This window comes from Roseivivax sp. CAU 1761, from assembly GCF_054482755.1.
In genome coordinates this window covers 47360-63621 of the sequence record NZ_JBTLRM010000011.1, presented here as the reverse complement: position 1 = coordinate 63621, position 16262 = coordinate 47360, and the positions used below count along the sequence as shown (strand labels likewise).

The 16262-nt window shown below is 67.8% G+C and carries 13 protein-coding genes; 7 read left to right on the top strand and 6 right to left on the bottom strand.

All coding sequences use genetic code 11. The features are described 5' to 3' along the window. Window positions 1–84: 84 nt before the first annotated feature. The gene (locus ACXYMW_RS09135; RefSeq protein ID WP_459035006.1) at window positions 85–654 is read right to left on the bottom strand and encodes a cupin domain-containing protein; all 570 of its coding nucleotides are present in this window, start codon (window positions 652–654) and stop codon (window positions 85–87) included. Between the two features lie 141 nt (window positions 655–795). Between ACXYMW_RS09135 and aptA the strand changes: the two genes are divergently transcribed. Continuing rightward, window positions 796–2118 (top strand): omega-aminotransferase AptA, encoded by a 1323-nt coding sequence (aptA, locus tag ACXYMW_RS09130; protein ID WP_459035005.1) that lies wholly within the window; start codon window positions 796–798, stop codon window positions 2116–2118. Between the two features lie 94 nt (window positions 2119–2212). Here the strand turns inward: aptA and ACXYMW_RS09125 are convergent, their stop codons facing one another. From ACXYMW_RS09125 to ACXYMW_RS09105, 5 genes are all read right to left on the bottom strand, one after another. Continuing rightward, window positions 2213–3127 (bottom strand): DMT family transporter, encoded by a 915-nt coding sequence (locus ACXYMW_RS09125; protein WP_459035004.1) that lies wholly within the window; start codon window positions 3125–3127, stop codon window positions 2213–2215. A 657-nt stretch (window positions 3128–3784) separates the two neighbouring features. Beyond that, window positions 3785–4858 (bottom strand): tartrate dehydrogenase, encoded by a 1074-nt coding sequence (locus ACXYMW_RS09120; RefSeq protein ID WP_459035003.1) that lies wholly within the window; start codon window positions 4856–4858, stop codon window positions 3785–3787. A gap of 11 nt (window positions 4859–4869) precedes the next feature. Beyond that, the gene (locus ACXYMW_RS09115) at window positions 4870–5952 is read right to left on the bottom strand and encodes a tartrate dehydrogenase (protein WP_459035002.1); all 1083 of its coding nucleotides are present in this window, start codon (window positions 5950–5952) and stop codon (window positions 4870–4872) included. Window positions 5953–5965: 13 nt separating this feature from the next. Further along, entirely contained in the window at window positions 5966–7969 is a 2004-nt protein-coding gene (locus tag ACXYMW_RS09110) for a tripartite tricarboxylate transporter permease (protein ID WP_459035001.1), read from the bottom strand. 10 nt (window positions 7970–7979) lie between these two features. Then, window positions 7980–8933, bottom strand: coding sequence for a tripartite tricarboxylate transporter substrate binding protein (locus ACXYMW_RS09105; protein WP_459035000.1), 954 nt, complete (start codon window positions 8931–8933; stop codon window positions 7980–7982). Between the two features lie 281 nt (window positions 8934–9214). Between ACXYMW_RS09105 and ACXYMW_RS09100 the strand changes: the two genes are divergently transcribed. The 6 genes from ACXYMW_RS09100 (at window position 9215) to ACXYMW_RS09075 (ending at window position 16242) form a co-directional block, all read left to right on the top strand. Continuing rightward, window positions 9215–10150: a LysR family transcriptional regulator gene (locus ACXYMW_RS09100; protein WP_459034999.1), complete on the top strand. Its 936-nt coding sequence runs from the start codon at window positions 9215–9217 to the stop codon at window positions 10148–10150. Window positions 10151–10219: 69 nt separating this feature from the next. After that, window positions 10220–11131 (top strand): LysR family transcriptional regulator, encoded by a 912-nt coding sequence (locus ACXYMW_RS09095; protein ID WP_459034998.1) that lies wholly within the window; start codon window positions 10220–10222, stop codon window positions 11129–11131. A gap of 83 nt (window positions 11132–11214) precedes the next feature. Beyond that, window positions 11215–12378, top strand: a complete 1164-nt coding sequence (locus ACXYMW_RS09090; protein ID WP_459034997.1) for a mandelate racemase/muconate lactonizing enzyme family protein — start codon at window positions 11215–11217, stop codon at window positions 12376–12378. A 441-nt stretch (window positions 12379–12819) separates the two neighbouring features. Further along, a complete protein-coding gene (locus ACXYMW_RS09085) occupies window positions 12820–13458 on the top strand; it encodes a hypothetical protein (protein ID WP_459034996.1) in 639 nt (212 codons plus the stop codon). Next, complete coding sequence (locus tag ACXYMW_RS09080) at window positions 13455–13970, top strand: hypothetical protein (protein WP_459034995.1); 516 nt, start codon at window positions 13455–13457, stop codon at window positions 13968–13970. Before ACXYMW_RS09085 ends, ACXYMW_RS09080 begins: the two co-directional genes overlap by 4 nt. Window positions 13971–14091: 121 nt before the next feature. Further along, on the top strand, window positions 14092–16242 hold the full coding sequence (locus ACXYMW_RS09075) for a hypothetical protein (RefSeq protein ID WP_459034994.1): 2151 nt from the start codon (window positions 14092–14094) through the stop codon (window positions 16240–16242). Window positions 16243–16262: the final 20 nt, after the last annotated feature.

The window sequence follows — 16262 nt, the reverse complement described above, 5'->3', positions numbered from 1 at the left end:
CCGGGCGCCCGACCCGTCCACCCGCGGCGGGTTCCGTGCAGCAATGCGCGGCCGGCCGTTGGCCCGCCTGCGGCCCCGCCGCGCTCAGAAGCTCGGCGGGGTGCAGGCGCTGACCACCTCGCAGACGCTTTCGCCGGTGTTGCGGAAGCGGTGCGGGGTGGTGCTGGCGAAGTAGTAGCCGTCGCCGCGGGCCAGTTCGAAGACCTCGTCGCCCACCGTCAGCTCCAGCGTGCCGGCGACCACCAGCCCGCATTCCTCGCCCTCGTGCGCGAGCGCCCGGCGCCCGGAGTCGCGGCCGGGCTCGTAAAATTCGTGCAGCATCTGCAGCGCCCGCCCCGGCCGGCTGGCCGCCAGCAGCAGGTAGGCGACGCCCGGCGCACCGATATCCACCATCTCCGACTTGCGCACCACCGGCGAGACCGCCTCCGGAAGCTCGAAGCTAAAGAAGGTGGCCAGATCCATCGGCACGCCGTCGAGGATCTTCTTCAGCACCGAGACCGAGGGCTGGGTCGCGCCGGCCTCTATCTGGCTGATCGTGCCGGAGCCCACGCCGGTGCGGCGCGCAAGTTCGCGCTGCGACAACCCGCGGGCGCGGCGCACCACCCGCAGCCGGCGGGCGACCAGGGCGTCGTGGCTTTCACCGGGTGTCGGCATGGCGCTTTCCCGCTTTCGATCCAAAGCGAAGAATGGCCAAATCCTTGATTTCGTTCAACCCGAAACGGGGCCGCAAAGCAGGATTGTTCGGTTTCGCGAGCGGTGCAATCTGCCCCCATGCACCGCTCCAGGGAGGCCGCGATGACCCACCACGCCAAGATCAACGACATGTCCAGCTTCTGGATGCCGTTCACCGCCAACCGCGACTTCGCCGCCGATCCGCGGCTCGTCGTGGCCGCCGACGGGATGTATTACACCGCGCAGGACGGCCGGCAGGTCATGGATGCCACCGCCGGGCTGTGGTGCGTCAATGCCGGGCACAACGACCCGCTGATCACCGAGGCGGTGCAGAAGCAGGTCGCGACGCTCGACTACGCGCCGCATTTCAACTTCGGCACGCCGCAGGCCTTCGAGCTCTCGGCCGAGCTTGCGGCTTTGTTCCCCGAGGGGCTGGACCACGTCTTCTACACCAATTCCGGCTCCGAGTCGGTCGACACCGCGCTGAAGATCGCGCTGCACTATCACCGGGCGCGCGGCGACGGCGCGCGGACCCGGCTGATCGGCCGCGAGCGCGGCTATCACGGCGTCGGCTTCGGCGGCATCTCGGTCGGCGGCATCGTCAACAACCGCAAGCATTTCGGCGGGCTGCTGACCGGCACCGACCACCTGCGCCACACCCATGACCCGGCGCGCAACGCCTTCTCCCGCGGCTGCCCGGAGCACGGCGCCGAGCTGGCCGAGGATCTGGAGCGGCTCTGCGCGCTGCACGACCCCTCGACCATCGCCGCGGTGATCGTCGAGCCGATGGCCGGCTCCACCGGCGTGCTGCTGCCGCCGGTGGGCTACCTCAAGCGGCTGCGCGAGATCTGCGATCGCCACGGCATCCTGCTGATCTTCGACGAGGTGATCACCGCCTATGGCCGGCTTGGCGCGGCTTCGGCGGCCGAATTCTTCGGCGTCACCCCCGACATCATCACCACCGCCAAGGGGCTGACCAACGGCGTGGTTCCGATGGGCGCGGTGATCGTCAGCCGCGAGATCTACGGCTCGGCGATGGAGCGCGCCGGCGCGCCGATCGAGCTGTTCCACGGCTACACCTACTCGGCCCATCCGCTGGCCGTGGCGGCGGCGCGGGCGACGCTGCGCAGTTACCGCGAGAACGCGCTGTTCGAGCGGGTGATGGCGCTGGCGCCCTCCTGGGAAGACGCGCTGCACGGGCTGCGCGGCCTGCCGCATGTGGCCGACCTGCGCAATCTCGGCCTCGTTGGTGCGATCGAGCTAGAAGCCCGGCCGGGCGCGCCCGGCGCCCGCGGCTGGGAGGCGATGAAGCTGGCCTGGGAGGCCGGGGTGATGATCCGCGTCACCGGCGACATCATCGCGCTGTCGCCGCCCTTCATCATCTCCGAGGACGAGATCGCGCAGGTCTTCAACACGCTGGCAGGGATCCTGCGCAAGCTCAACTGAGCCGGAGCCTGCGGGCGGGGCAGCCCGCCCGCCTGCCGCCGGGCGGCCGCGGCGCTCTGGCCGGCGGGATGCCGATCCCGGGGCGGTCCGACGGTCAGAGACCGCCGGCGCCTTGGCCCAGCCCTCCGCCCGTCCGCGCGGCACGGCGGCGCCGCGGCCGCAGCTCGACTTCGGCCAGCACCATGGCCGACAGGATCAGCCCGGCGCCGATCACCGTGCGCAGGCTCAGCGCCTCGCCCAGCAGCGCCACCCCGGCGAGCGCGGCGAAGACCGGCTCGCAGAGGTAGGTCAGCGCAACTTTCTCTTCAGGAATATGACGTTGCGCGGCGCTTTGCACCCCATACATGAAGGCGGTGGCAAAGAGCGCGGCGAAGACGATGCCGCTCCAGAAGGCGGCATGCTCTGGCAGCCAGACCGCGCGGGCATCGACGCCCGCGGCCAGGCCGCAGCCCAGCCCGCAGATCGCCAGCGCGACGATCACCGTCTGCATCGGGTCGTGCCGGTGGGCGAAATGCCCCACGCAGAGAACGTAGGCCGCGAAGCACACCGCACAGACCATGGTCCAGAGATCGCCGGCGTTCAGCCGCAGCCCGTCCTGCGCCACGATCAGGTAGAGCCCGAGGAGCGCCAGGCCGCAGGAGACCCAGACCCGCCCCGCGACCCGCCGCCGGAACAGCCCCCATTTGAAGAGCGGGATCATCAGCACGTCGAGCCCGGTGATGAAGGCCACATTGGTGACGCTGGTCTGCTGCAGCCCGATGGTCTGGAACACGTTGCCGAGCATCAGCGGCAGGCCGATCAGCACGCCCGCGAGCGCCGCCTTGACGCTCAGCCGGCGCAGCCGCCGGGCAAAGACGCAGGCCAGCACCAGCGCCGCCAGCGCGAACTTGTAGGCGAGGAAGACGAAGGGCGAGCCGTCGCCCACGCCCACCTTCACGAGCGAGAAGGACACGCCCCAGAAGGCGGTGCCGAGAATAAGGAGCAGGAAGAAAACGCGCGCTGTCGTCATGTGGGCCACCATCGCTGTCGTGATGGCCAGAGTATGCGCGGGGCAAAAGGACCAGCCTCCGCCCCCGATCTCTTCTCTGGCGCTGGGGCGGCGCTGACGGATGTCCTTATCCTGGCCGGGGGGTACGGCGCGGCGGGGGCGTCTGTCAAGCCGCGGCGGGCGCCGCGCCGGCGCGCGGTCTGCCGAATGCCGGACGGCAGGCCGGATGGGAGGAGGAGCGCCCCACCGGGCGGCCCGGGCTTCATCGCCGCGACGCTTTCGGTCGGCCGGCGCCGCGCGCCGCGCATCGCCGCCGGGTCCGGGCGCCCGCGGCCCCGGCGTGTCGGCCACCGCTGCGCCGCAGGTCTCGGCATCGGCGCTGCCACCGAAACGCGCGCGCGTCCGCGGGGCCGTGCCGGCGCGCCTGCTGACCGAGGCCCGCGACGACCTCGACACGCACGGCGGTCGCGAGGCTGGCAGAAGATGGCGTCGAGCGAAGGCGATCTGCCGCTTCCCAGGGCCGGTTCGCGGCGCCCGGCCCAGGGCCTGCGGGAGGGCGCTATGGCATCGGGACGACGAGGCAATGCGGAGGGGCGCGGCCCTTCGGCGGCCCCCGGAGGGGGCCGCATTCGCCGCGCAGTTTTCCGGGCAAGAGGAAGAAGGGGCGGGGGCCGGGTATTATCCGAGGGCGTCGGCCACGGCCTTGCCGCAGGTTTCGGTGTCGGCGCTGCCGCCGAGGTCGCGGGTGCGCAGCGAAGGCTCGGCCAGCACCCGCTCGATGGCCGTGACGATCTCGGCGGCGGCTGCACTGTGGCCGAGATGGTCGAGCATCATCGCGCCGGCCCAGATCTGGCCCACCGGGTTGGCGACGCCCTGGCCGGCGATGTCGGGGGCCGAGCCGTGCACCGGCTCGAACAGCGAGGGGAAGGCGCCCTCGGGGTTGATGTTGCCGGAGGGCGCGATGCCGATGGTGCCGGTGCAGGCGGGGCCGAGATCGGACAGGATGTCGCCGAAGAGGTTGGAGGCCACCACCACGTCGAAGCGGTCCGGGTTGAGCACGAAATGCGCGGTCAGGATGTCGATGTGGTACTTGTCGACGGCGACGCCGGGATAGTCCTTGGCCATCTCGGCCACCCGCTCGTCCCAATAGGGCATGGTGATCGAGATGCCGTTCGACTTGGTGGCCGAGGTCAGCCGCGCCCGCGGCCGCTTGGCCGCCAGCTCGAAGGCGTAGCGCAGCACCCGGTCGACGCCGTGGCGGCTCATCACCGTCTCCTGCATCACCACCTCGCGCGGGGTGCCCTCGTACATCTTGCCGCCGATGGAAGAATATTCGCCTTCGGTGTTCTCGCGCACGATCCACATGTCGATCTCGCCGGGCTGGCGGCCGGCCAGCGGGCTCGGCACGCCGGGCATCAGGCGGGCCGGACGCAGGCTGACATATTGGTCGAACTGGCGGCGGAACTGGATCAGCGAGCCCCAGAGCGAGACATGGTCGGGCACCGTCTCGGGCCAGCCCACGGCGCCGAAGAACAGCGCGTCGCTGCCGTCGAGGCGCGCCTTCCAGTCCTCTGGCATCATCTGGCCGTGCCTCGCGTAGTAGTCGCAGGAGGCGAAGTCGTGCTCGGCGAAGCGCAGGTGGAGGCGGTGCCGCTTGGCGGCGGCCTCGAGCACGCGAAGCCCCTCGGGGATCACTTCCTTGCCGATGCCGTCGCCGGGGATCACGGCGATTGTCAGGTGGTTGTCCCTCATCGTCCTGCCTTTCAGTCGTTGCGGCTGCGGAGCGCGGCGATCACCGCGTCGGTGACCTGCCGGGTGGTGGCGCTGCCGCCGAGATCGGGGGTGTGCAGCGAAGGGTCGGCGGTGACGCGCTCGACCGCCGTCATCAGCCGCGCGGCGGCAGGGGCCTCGCCCAAATGCTCCAGCATCATCGCCGCGGTCCAGAAGGTCGCCACCGGGTTGGCGACGCCCTTGCCGGTGATGTCGAAGGCCGAGCCGTGGATCGGCTCGAACATCGAGGGCGTGTCGCGTTCGGGGTTGAGGTTGGCGGTGGGGGCCACGCCGATCGAGCCCGAGAGCGCCGCGGCGAGATCCGACAGGATGTCGGCATGCAGGTTGGTGGCGACGATGGTGTCGAGCGAGGCCGGGTCCATCACCATGCGCACGGTCATCGCATCGACCAGCATCTTGTCCCAGGTGACATCGGGGAACTCCTGTGCCACGCGGGCGGCGCATTCGTCCCAGAGCACCATGCCGTGCCGCTGGGCGTTGGACTTGGTCACCACGGTCAGACGCTTGCGCGGCCGGTCCTGCGCCAGCCGGAAGGCGCAGCGCATGATCCGCTCGACCCCGGCACGGGTGAAGATCGACACGTCGGTGGCCACTTCCAGCGGCAGGCCGGGATGCGAGCGGCCGCCCTGGCCGGCATATTCGCCCTCCGAGTTCTCGCGCACGATGACCCAGTCGAGCTCGGTCCGGTCGACGCCGCGCAAGGGCGAGGTGATGCCCGGAAGCATCCGGGTGGGGCGGACATTGGCGTATTGGTCGAGCGGCTGGCAGATCGCCAGTCGCAGGCCCCAGAGCGTCAGGTGGTCGGGCACGTCCGGCGCGCCGACGGCGCCGAACAGGATGGCGTCGAAGGCGCGCAACTGCGCGGCGCCGTCCTCGGGCATGAAGGCGCCGGTGCGCTTGTAGCGCTCGGTCGACCAGTCGAAGCTTTCGACCTCGAAGGAAAAGCCGCCGTCCTTCTGGGCCAAGGCGTCCAGGACCTCGAGGCAGGCATCGACGACCTCGACGCCGATGCCGTCGCCGCCGATGGCGGCGATCTTGTGGATGCGTTTGCTCATGTAGTTCTCCGGTTCAGATCAGGAGCCCGGCGGGCATCCTGAGCAGCAGGACATTCGCCATCAGCCACCAGAAGCCGAGGCAGATCAGCAGGCCGGCGGCGATCCACGCGGCCCAGACCCGGGCCGGCGGGCGGTCGTAATCGGCCACCACCATGATCGCGACGAAGGCCGCCACGCTGGTGACGAGAAAGCCGATCAGCGGCATCAGCACGACCCAGGCCAAGAGGATGGCGCCGAGCGCGAGGCGGTGCCGGGCGCCGCTGTCGAGGGTGAAGACGGGCGCCGCGGGACCGCGCGGGCGGCGCAGGTTCAGCACGATCAGCAGCGCCGAGAAGGCCGCCAGCGCCACCGCGATGGTGCGCGGGAAGACCGAGCCCAGCGGCGACATCGCCGCCGCGCCGACGAAGATGGCGAGGCCGAGGCCGATGAACAGTCCCGCCAGCGCCATGCCGGCCGGGTCGCGCGGCTTGCGCTCGGCCACGACCTCGGTGCCGGCATCGCTGAGCGGCGCGCCGGCGGCGGCCAGCTGCGCCCGGCGCCGGGCCTTCCAGCCCGACCAGATCGGGAACAGCAGCGTCAGCAGCGCCGCGGCGATGATGCCGAGGCTGATCGGGCGCAGGAAGAACATCTCCACCAGCCGGCCCGAGGCATTGCCGATCAGGTAGGTCTGCCCGAAGCCCTGCTCGGCGATCGAGCCCAGCACCAGGCCCAGCACGATGGGCGACGGCTGGAAGCCGTAGCGGTTCAGGAGCCAGGCCATCAGGCCCAGGCCCACCATGAGCTGGGCATCCTCGACATTGGAATGGATCGCGAAGGCGCCGATGATCGTCAGCAGCGCCACCGTGGGCGCCAGCACCGCCTTCGGCACCTTGATGATCGAGGAATAGGCGTAGCGGCCGATCAGCAGCCCCACCGGCAGCATCAGCGCGGTGGCGATCAACAGGCCCCAGATGAAGGTGTAGACGATGTTGGCGTCGGTGGTGAACAGCGTCGGGCCGATCTTGATGCCCTGCACCAGCAGCGCGCCGAGGATGATGGCGTCGGGCGGGGTGCCGGGGATGCCCAGCACCAGCGTCGGGATGAAGCCGCCGCCGACGGTGGCGTTGTTGGCCGCCTCGGTGGCGATCACCCCGTCGGGGTTGCCCTTGCCGAAGCTCTCGGGGTCGTCCGAGGAGCGCCGCGCCTCGGAATAGGAGACCAGTCCGGCGATCGAGCCGCCGGCGCCGGGCAGGATGCCGATCACCGTGCCGATCACCGAGGAGCGGATGACGTTGACCTTGCGCGTAAGCGCGTGGCGCAGCCCTTCGCGGACCCGGAGCCCGCCGACCTCGGAGGGTTTCAGATGCGGGTCGGGGCTGGCGACGAGGTCGAGGATCACCGGCACGCAATAGAGCCCGATGATCGCCGAGGTCAGGTCGATGCCGGCCAGGAAGCGCTGCATCCCGAGCGTGTAGCGCACGTCGCCGCCGACCACGGCGACGCCGACCATCGACAGAAAGAGGCCGAGGCAGGCGCCGATCAGCCCCTTGACGGTGTTGCCGACCGAGAGCGCGGCGATCAGCGTCAGGCCGAACATCGCCAGCCAGAAATATTCCGTCGGGCCGAAGGCCAGCGCCACGGTGGCGAGCGGCGGCGCCAGCACCAGCAGCGCCACCGCGCCGACCACGCCGCCGGCGACCGAGGCCAGGGTGGCGAGCGAGATCGCCAGCCCGCCATCGCCGCGCTTGGCCATTGGGAAGCCGTCGAAGGTGGTGGCGATGGCCGAGGGCGTGCCCGGCGTGTTGACGAGGATGGCGGCATAGGCGCCGCCATAGATCGCCCCGGTGTAGATCGCGCCGAGGGCGATGAGGCCGGCGGCGGGATCCATGGTGAAGGTGAAGGGGACCAGCACGGCCACCGCCATGGTCGCCGAAAGTCCGGGCAACGCGCCGATCACCGTGCCCAGCACCACGCCCGCGAGGGCGAGGGCCAGGTTGAACGGCGTCAGCGCATTCAGGAGGTAGCCGAGGACGTCCATGTCGGGCGCGTTACTGGATGATCCCGAGCGCCTTGGCGCCGGCGGTGTATTCCTCGACCCGCTCGGCCACGAAGGCGTCCATCTGGTCGTAGGTGATGTCGGTCAGCACGAAGCCGGCGCTCTCCATCTTCTCGACGAAGTCGGGCCGGGCGTTGATCTCGGAGACGATGTCCGACACGCGCTGGCGCAGCTCCTCGGAGGCGCTGTCGGGCAGCGCAACGCCGCGATAGGCGCCGCCGACGATGTCGTAGCCCAGCTCCTTGAAGGTCGGCACGTCGGGGAAGGCCGGCAGGCGCTCCTCGGAGGCGACGGCGAGCATCCGCATGGCATCGCCCTGGCTGACGCCCGAGGTGGCGTAGTTGAAGCCCGCCATGGTCGAGCCGCCGAGCACTGCGGTGATCGACGGGCCGGTGCCCGAGAACGGCACGTAGGTGGTGGTCACCCCGGCCTGTTCGTTAAAGCGGATGGCGGCGAGGTTGTTGGAGGAGTTCGAGCCCGAGCCGGCGAAGGTCACGAGGCCGGGGTTGGCCTCGGCATGCGCGACCAGCTGTTCGAGGGTCTCGAACTGGCTTTCGGCCCGCACGAAGATCGCGTCGGGGGTGTAGTGGAAGTAATGCACCGGGGTCAGGTCCTCGGTGGCGTAGCCCACCGATCCCGCGAGCGGCTGCAGCACGGTATGCGGCAGGTTGATGCCCATGATCGTGTAGCCGTCGCCGGGCAGCGAGTTGAGCTGCGACCAGGCCTGCGCACCGCCGGCGCCGGGCTGGTACTGGATCACCACCTGCTGGCCGGTGACCGCCTCCCATTCGGCCTGCTGGAAGCGCGCCGAGATGTCGGATTCGCCGCCCGCGTTGAACGGGATGATGTAGGTCATCGGCTGCTCGGGAAAGTCGGCGACCGATTGCGCGGCCAGCGGCGCGGCCGCGACCAGCGCCACGGCAAGTCCTGCAAGGGTGATCTTCATGATGTCCTCCTCCTCGGACCCGGACGCCCGGGCGATGCGCCGGGCCGTCGCGGGCAATCCGGCCCGATGGGCCGTGCCTGGGGAAGCCACCGGACAGCCGGCCGCTTTGGCCTTCTGGCGGTCGTCTCGGCCCCCCGGTTGCACCCTGTCCGGGACCGGCAAAATGGCCCGCCCGGCAGGTCGCCCGGCGCCTCCTCGACGCCGGACAGGGGGAGCCTAGACTGCTTCTCGGAAATCTATAATTTCATATCATGCACTTCATCTGTGCGTTGAGGTTGATAATGAGCGAAGGCGATCTGGGCTTCTTCGTGCGGCTGGCGCGGCGCGGCAACATGAGCGAGACCGCGCGCGACATCGGCATCACCGCCTCGGCGGTGAGCCGGCGGCTGGCGCGGCTGGAAGAGCGGCTGGGCGTGCGGCTGGTCCACCGCACCACCCGCCGCATCAGCCTGACCGGCGAGGGCGAGGCCTATTTCCGCAAGGCGGCGCGCCTCCTGGCCGAGATCGAGGATCTCGAGAGCAGCCTGAACCGGGCGCGCGAGACGCCGAGCGGGCTGCTCAGGATCAATGCCGCCTTCGGCTTCAGCCGCGACCACATCGCGCCGGCGGTCTCCAGCTTCAAGCGACGCTACCCGGAGGTCGAGGTGCAGCTCGTGGTCACCGACGCGCCGGTCAACATCGTCGAGGAGGGGTTCGACCTGAACATCCGCTTCGGCACCCTGCCGAGCAGCAACCTCGTGCAGCGCCTGCTGCAGCGCAACCGCCGCTTCATCTGTGCCGCGCCCTCCTACCTTGCCGAGTTCGGCACGCCGCAGACTCTGCTGGAGCTGCAGCGCCACGACTGCATCGTGCTGCGGCAGGAGCACGACATCTACGATATCTGGCGCTTCGACGGCCGCGACGGAGAGAGCCACAGCGCCCGGGTCGCCGGCGGGCTCAGCACCAATGACGGCGAGATGGCGCGCGAATGGATGCTGGCCGGGCAGGGCATCATGATGCGCTCGGAATGGGACATCGCGCGCCATGTCCGCGACGGCCGCCTGCGGGTGCTGCTGCCGGACTATCACCAGACCGCCAACATCACCGCGATCTACCCCGAGAAACACACCCTGACGGCGCGGGTGCGGCTCTTCGACGATCACCTCGCCGAACGGCTGCGCGCCGCCAACGCGCAGAGCCCGATGCAGCTCGACGCCGCCGACCTCGGGTCGGGCTGAGCCCGGGACGGGCCGCGCTTGCCATGCCTCATGCCTGGCGCGCATATATGGCGGGGCAGGGAGGGCGGCATGAACCTGGGGCTTCTGGAAGACTTCCTCGAACTGGCGCGGCAGCTCAACTTCTCGCGCGCGGCGGAGGCGCGGGGCACCACGCAGCCGGCCTTCAGCCGCCGCATCCGCAGCCTCGAGGCGGCGCTCGGCACCGCGCTGGTGACGCGCAGCACCCGCAGCGTGACACTGACCGCCGCCGGCCGCGCCTTCGAGCCGCGGGCGCGGGGTCTGGTGCGCGGCCTCGCCGAGGCGCGGGCCGAGGCGCTGGAGGCCGTCGGCCAGAGCCAGCGCAGCCTGACCCTCGCCGCCACCCATGCGCTGTCCTACACCTTCGTGCCGCGCTGGCTGCTGTCGATCGACGGGCCGACCGGCACCGGCGCGCTCAACATGGTGTCGGATTCGCACCGCCAGTGCCGCCGGCTGATGCAGGGCGGCGAGGCGCAGTTCTTCATCTGCCACAAGGCGCCGACCGAGGCCGAGGGCCTGCCGGAGCGGCAGTTCCGCAGCCACGCCATCGGCGCCGACCGGCTGGTGCCGCTCTGCGCCCCCGGCGCGGATGGCGGGCCGCGCTGGCGGCTCGGGACGGGGCCCGCGGCGCCCGGCCTCGCCTATGCCGCGGCCTCCGGCCTCTCGGCCATCCTGGAGGCGCACTGGGCCCGGACAGGGGCGCCGGGGCTGACCCCGGTGCTGCATTCGGTGCTCGCCGCGACCAATCTCGAAATGGCCAAGCAGGGGCAGGGCGTGGCCTTCCTGCCGCTGTCGCTGGCCGAGGCGGATCTCGCCCGCGGCACGCTGGTGCGCGCCGGCAATGCGGGGTTCGAGGTGCCAGTGGAGGTGGTGATCTACCGCCCCCGCGCCCGCATGTCACCGCATTGCGAGGCCTTCTGGCAGCGCGCCACCGACCCCGCGATTAATGCCCGTCGCGCATGAATATACGCCGCATCGGCATTGGCCCACGGGCGCCGCAGCGCGCTATCAGCGGCGCAGGACAGGCCACCAGAAGGACCCCCGCCATGCGCATCCTCGACATTTGCGAGGTCACCAAGCCGATCGCCTCGCCGATCCGCAACGCCTATATCGACTTCAGCAAGATGACCGCGAGCCTTGTCGCCGTGGTCACCGACCAGGTCCGCGACGGCCGCCGCGTGGTCGGCTACGGCTTCAACTCCAACGGCCGTTACGGGCAGGGCGGGCTGATCCGCGAACGCTTCCGCGACCGCATCCTCGAGGCCGACCCGGAAAGCCTGCTGACCGAGGCCGGCGACAATCTCGACCCGCACCGCGTCTGGGCGGCGATGATGGCCAACGAGAAGCCCGGCGGGCATGGCGAGCGTTCGGTCGCGGTGGGCACCATCGACATGGCGGTCTGGGACGCGGTGGCCAAGATCGCCGGCCAGCCGCTGTTCCGCCTGCTGGCCGAGCAGAAGGGCCGGGAGGCCGAGCCGCGGGTCTTCGTCTACGCCGCCGGCGGCTACTACTACCCCGGCAAGGACGACAGCGCGCTCAGGGCCGAGATGCGCGGCTATCTCGACCGCGGCTACAATGTGGTGAAGATGAAGATCGGCGGCGCCGCGCTCGACGAGGACCAAAGACGGATCGAGGCGGTCCTGGCGGAGATAGGGTCGGAGGCGCAGCTCGCGGTCGACGCCAATGGCCGCTTCGATCTGGAGACCGCCATCGCCTACGCCAGGATGCTGCGCCAATACCCGCTGTTCTGGTTCGAGGAGATCGGCGACCCGCTGGACTACCGGCTGCAGGCGGCGATGGCCGAATTCTATCCCGGCCCGATGGCCACCGGCGAGAACCTGTTCTCGCATCAGGACGCGCGCAACCTCCTGCGCCACGGCGGCATGCGGCCGGACCGCGACTGGCTGCAATTCGACTGCGCGCTGTCCTACGGGCTGGTGGAATACCTGCGCACCCTCGACGTGCTGGACGAGATGGGCTGGTCGCCGCGGCGCTGCATCCCGCATGGCGGCCACCAGATGTCGCTCAACATCGCCGCCGGGCTGGGCCTGGGCGGCAACGAGAGTTACCCGGACCTGTTCCAGCCCTATGGCGGCTTCCCCGACGGCGTCGCGGTCGAGGACGGCCATATCGTGATGCCGGAACTGCCGGGGATCGGCTTCGAGGGCAAATCCGACCTGATCGCGGTGATGCGCGACTTCGCGGAGTAGCGCGACCCGGGGCCCCGGGTCAGCAAGACGCGCCGTCGGTTCTTCACCGGCGGCGCGTCGGCTCGAAGCGCGCCTTAGCGGATCCGCGACCAGCGGGTCTGGACGTCGCGGCCGACCTCCCCTGAGGCGCCGGTCTGGCAGTCGTCCATCGCCGACCAGAAGGCCGAGGTGCCGATCGCGCTTGGTATCCGGTCGCATCCGGCGAAGCGGAAGGCGGTGGCTGGTCGTGATCCCGCCCTGGCTGGCCCGCGTCGGGGTCTGGTGGGCCGCCGTTGCGGCGCCGAGATGCGGAGTCAGGAACTGGCCCGGGCTGATCTGGATCTCGTGCCCCACCGGTGTCTTCAGGAACGCGTCGGAAAGTGATATGGTTTCTCAACTCAGAAGACCGGGTAGCATCCACTCTGGGTCATTTTGTATATCTATTTCATATATATAGACACTGTGGGGCGCGATATTGCCATGCGGCCACGAACTGTCTTCAGGATCTGCATCCGGCTACTGGCGCTCTCAGCGCTCTGGGCTCCGACCTCTGCGCAGGAAGCCGGGGTTCAGGATCGCTCTCAGACCGAGCTCTGGTTGGCGGGTGGATTGGACCATTTCATCGAATTTTGCGGAAGCGCCTTTGTCGATCGCGACGCCTACGTGGAAGGTCTCTCTCGACGTGAGGGCGTGGTCGCCCATGGCCTTTCTGCGGACGCGAACGTGCGCGCCATCCGCTATGCGCCGTTTGAACCGGCAGCCCGAATCGCGTGGATAGAGCAAAGCTTGTTCGCCCTGAGTGATTCCAAGGCGGTAATTACCTGCACCGTCGCCGGGTTCAACATGGACTTCCCGTCGGCTGAAGAAATGGATCGGATATTTGTTGAACTGGTATCGGAGCGTTTTACAAACGCAATCTCCGTCGGCGGGATACTTGCCGCCGCTCCGGGAGCTTCCTTTGACCCTGGACCTGCGGTGCCGTCCGTGTCCTGGCGAATGGTGAAGAACTGGATCGACGATCCAGATGTGATGATGATCGTAAATCTTTTCTCCGGTGAGTTCGTTCTCAGCGGGAGCAGACATTTTGGAGCGGAACGATGAATTATTTTAAGAGCATTCTCTTGCTGCTTCTGTCCGGGGTTTCAGCCGGCAGCGGTTCTGCAACCCTCGCGCAAGGGCTCACACCCGCGGCGAATGCGATGTACGCAGCCTCCGAAGCGTGCATGCGAAATTACGGTTCGCCAGAGCACGTCATACTTGATCTTCGCAAGGCAGGCTTTGCGCTTGCCCCAGGTATGGATCCGGGTACGCACGAGTTCTCGGGCGCCGGAGTTTACGGTATCGCACTCACTGAGCCTGGGCAGACATATTGCGTTGTTCAGTCCACGCAGGTGCCTCTTGCCACCGCCCGGGCGATCGGCCTGCAACTGGCGCAATCCATATTCGGCTACGGGTCCAGTGCCGAAAATGGCACGCCAGAGGGTGGTCGCGGACCCTGCGACGGCTTGAACCTGTTGGCGCCGCAAAGGGTGATCTGGATCCACTATTCGCAAGCGGGGAACAGCGGGGAATGTGTGGACGATGGAACGTCCGCGATCATTATGAATATGTAGCTGCCAATTTTTCGTTTTACGGGGAAAGGCCAAGCATTCCCACACAGACAGATTTCACCATAATCGCATTGCTTTGGAGGTCGCTCTCTGCGGAGAGGATTTTAACATTGGAAGGCTGAAAATGATGATGGTCCGGGCCTCGCACACGATCTTCTTTCAATTGTTTCTGGTTGCAACTGTTCTATCCGCGCTTGTCGCATGCGTTCCAGGTAAGGTGTCAGCTCAGGAGGCAGCCAGTGAAACTGATGCACCACTATCAGTATATGACAGTATCATGACTCTTCCTGATGGAACGAGCTATGATCAGATCATTGAAAATCAGAAAAGTTTTACCGCGTATTTTGTGACCGCGAATCTGGAAGAGATCGTTGGGAACGATTATGATGCTTTGACGGCAATAGATTTGTTGCCGCGCGACGAGATTCTTTCACTGATCGCGGCAGAGTTGCCAGCGCCCGATGAGGGAAGACGTCTTCTTCTTCAGCGAACCGAAGCGTTTGGCCCGGTTCTAACGGCTGGCTCCCTCCTCGACCCGTTTCAAGCACGCAACTTGGCGGAGGCGGTCCGGCAACGGCTCTCTGAAACGTCTGGCGGTCTCTCTTCCGAGATATCGGTGCAATTTTTCTGCCAAGTCCATCTCCGCGGATATGACTTTCAGGCAGAAGGCTTTCCACTTGATGCCAATATCCTGGATAATTGCGTGCGGGATATAGCGGGGAGTTCCCGGACGATGTTTCCGACGGAATTCATCCCCGATATCGCGCAATCTCCTGTCTTCATCCCGGCTGGCGAAGCCGAGGCCCAGAAACTTGCTGCGGAGCAGGGCTCCGAGTGGCCCTTTCTCGTGTTCGATGCTGTTGCGCAGAGCGCGATCGTGTTGGATCAACAGGGAAGGTCGACGATCCGGGTCGCCATCAACGGCGGACCGCCATACCGCCTTCACAGCCAGATCGACCCCATTCAAGAACTCTACCGGCTGCCGCAGGAAGACGGTCCCGTTTTTGATGTTTACCGCGCAGCGGACCTTGCGGCGCTGGTCTCTTCGGTGGTCCCGGTTGACCCCATGACGGCCGAACCGGAGGCGCTTTTTGGCGCGTCTTCCAATGGTACCCTGCACTTGAGGTGGAACATGCAGGTGGCGGAAGATGACGAAGAGGAGGTTCATCCTGTCCCTTATCTCGGGCCCTCGACTGAGGCGATCGGCGCTGCGCTGCAGGTGCCCGGATCGCATCTGGTGGGGGGGTCGCTCGTCCTGCCGGACCAAACGATCTCCGAGATGTGGCTTGTTCTTCCGGCGCCCTTCGACGCATGGCGCGCGCCGCGTCCGGCCACCGGGGCAGCGCGGAATGCAGACAATCTTCTCGTTTCGTTCGAAATCGGAAAGGCTTGGATATTTGGTCCTGAAACCGCCAGAACCCTCGTCATCGCCGTGCGTCCCATCGCAGCGAGCGTCGTGGACGACGGGTCGAACATTCCACTAGCCGCGCTGCAGCTTTCCGATGTCGCGCCTGTCGTCACCGACATATTTGCCCGCCCGAAGGTCGATGCGCCAGTGGTTGCGGAGGGCAGCTTCCCGGCCGACATGCTCGGGGTCACTCTCGGGACTGACATGGTCGAGGCCGCCGAGCGCCTGCGCGCTCACATGCAGGTGGGCTGGACCGCCACGCTGCCGCCCCGGTCAACGCCGTTGCCCTTGCAGGATTTCACGGTGCTCGTGGCCGCGAGGGGACTGGAGCAGATAGCGCTCATTCCGGACAAAGCCGATCCTGCGCGCCTGGCTGGGATATCGCGTATCCTGATGACAGAGCCCGGCGTCACAGCTGAGGTCCTCGCAAACAGTTTGCGCGAGAAGTACGGAATGCCGAAATTCGAGTCGGACTGGGGTCTTGTATGGACCGAGCATCCTGGCGCGCGCGAGGATAGCCCCGAGATTACGCAAGCCGGGGATTATGGAGCCCGCTGTTACGCCGACATCTACCCCACCTATGATCTCATGTCGCTCAAGACACAGGAGGAAATCCCCGGGCTCGACCCGTTCATTCAAACCCAGACGCCGCAGATTCACGTGGGTGGGTTTCTCGGGGATAATTCCGCGATCAAAAGAATGGCGACGCCCGGATTCTTTGACACGTGCGGCCCGACCCTGATCGTCAAACTCGAGCCTCTCGAAGATCAGGCACTCATGCTGGCTGCGCTGATTGATCTCAAGGCCTATGCAGGAGGAGCGGGCGTGGCCCCCCAAACGTCCGCCCCGAAATCGCCAGACCTCTGACGGTGGCGGCAATTCCAGTC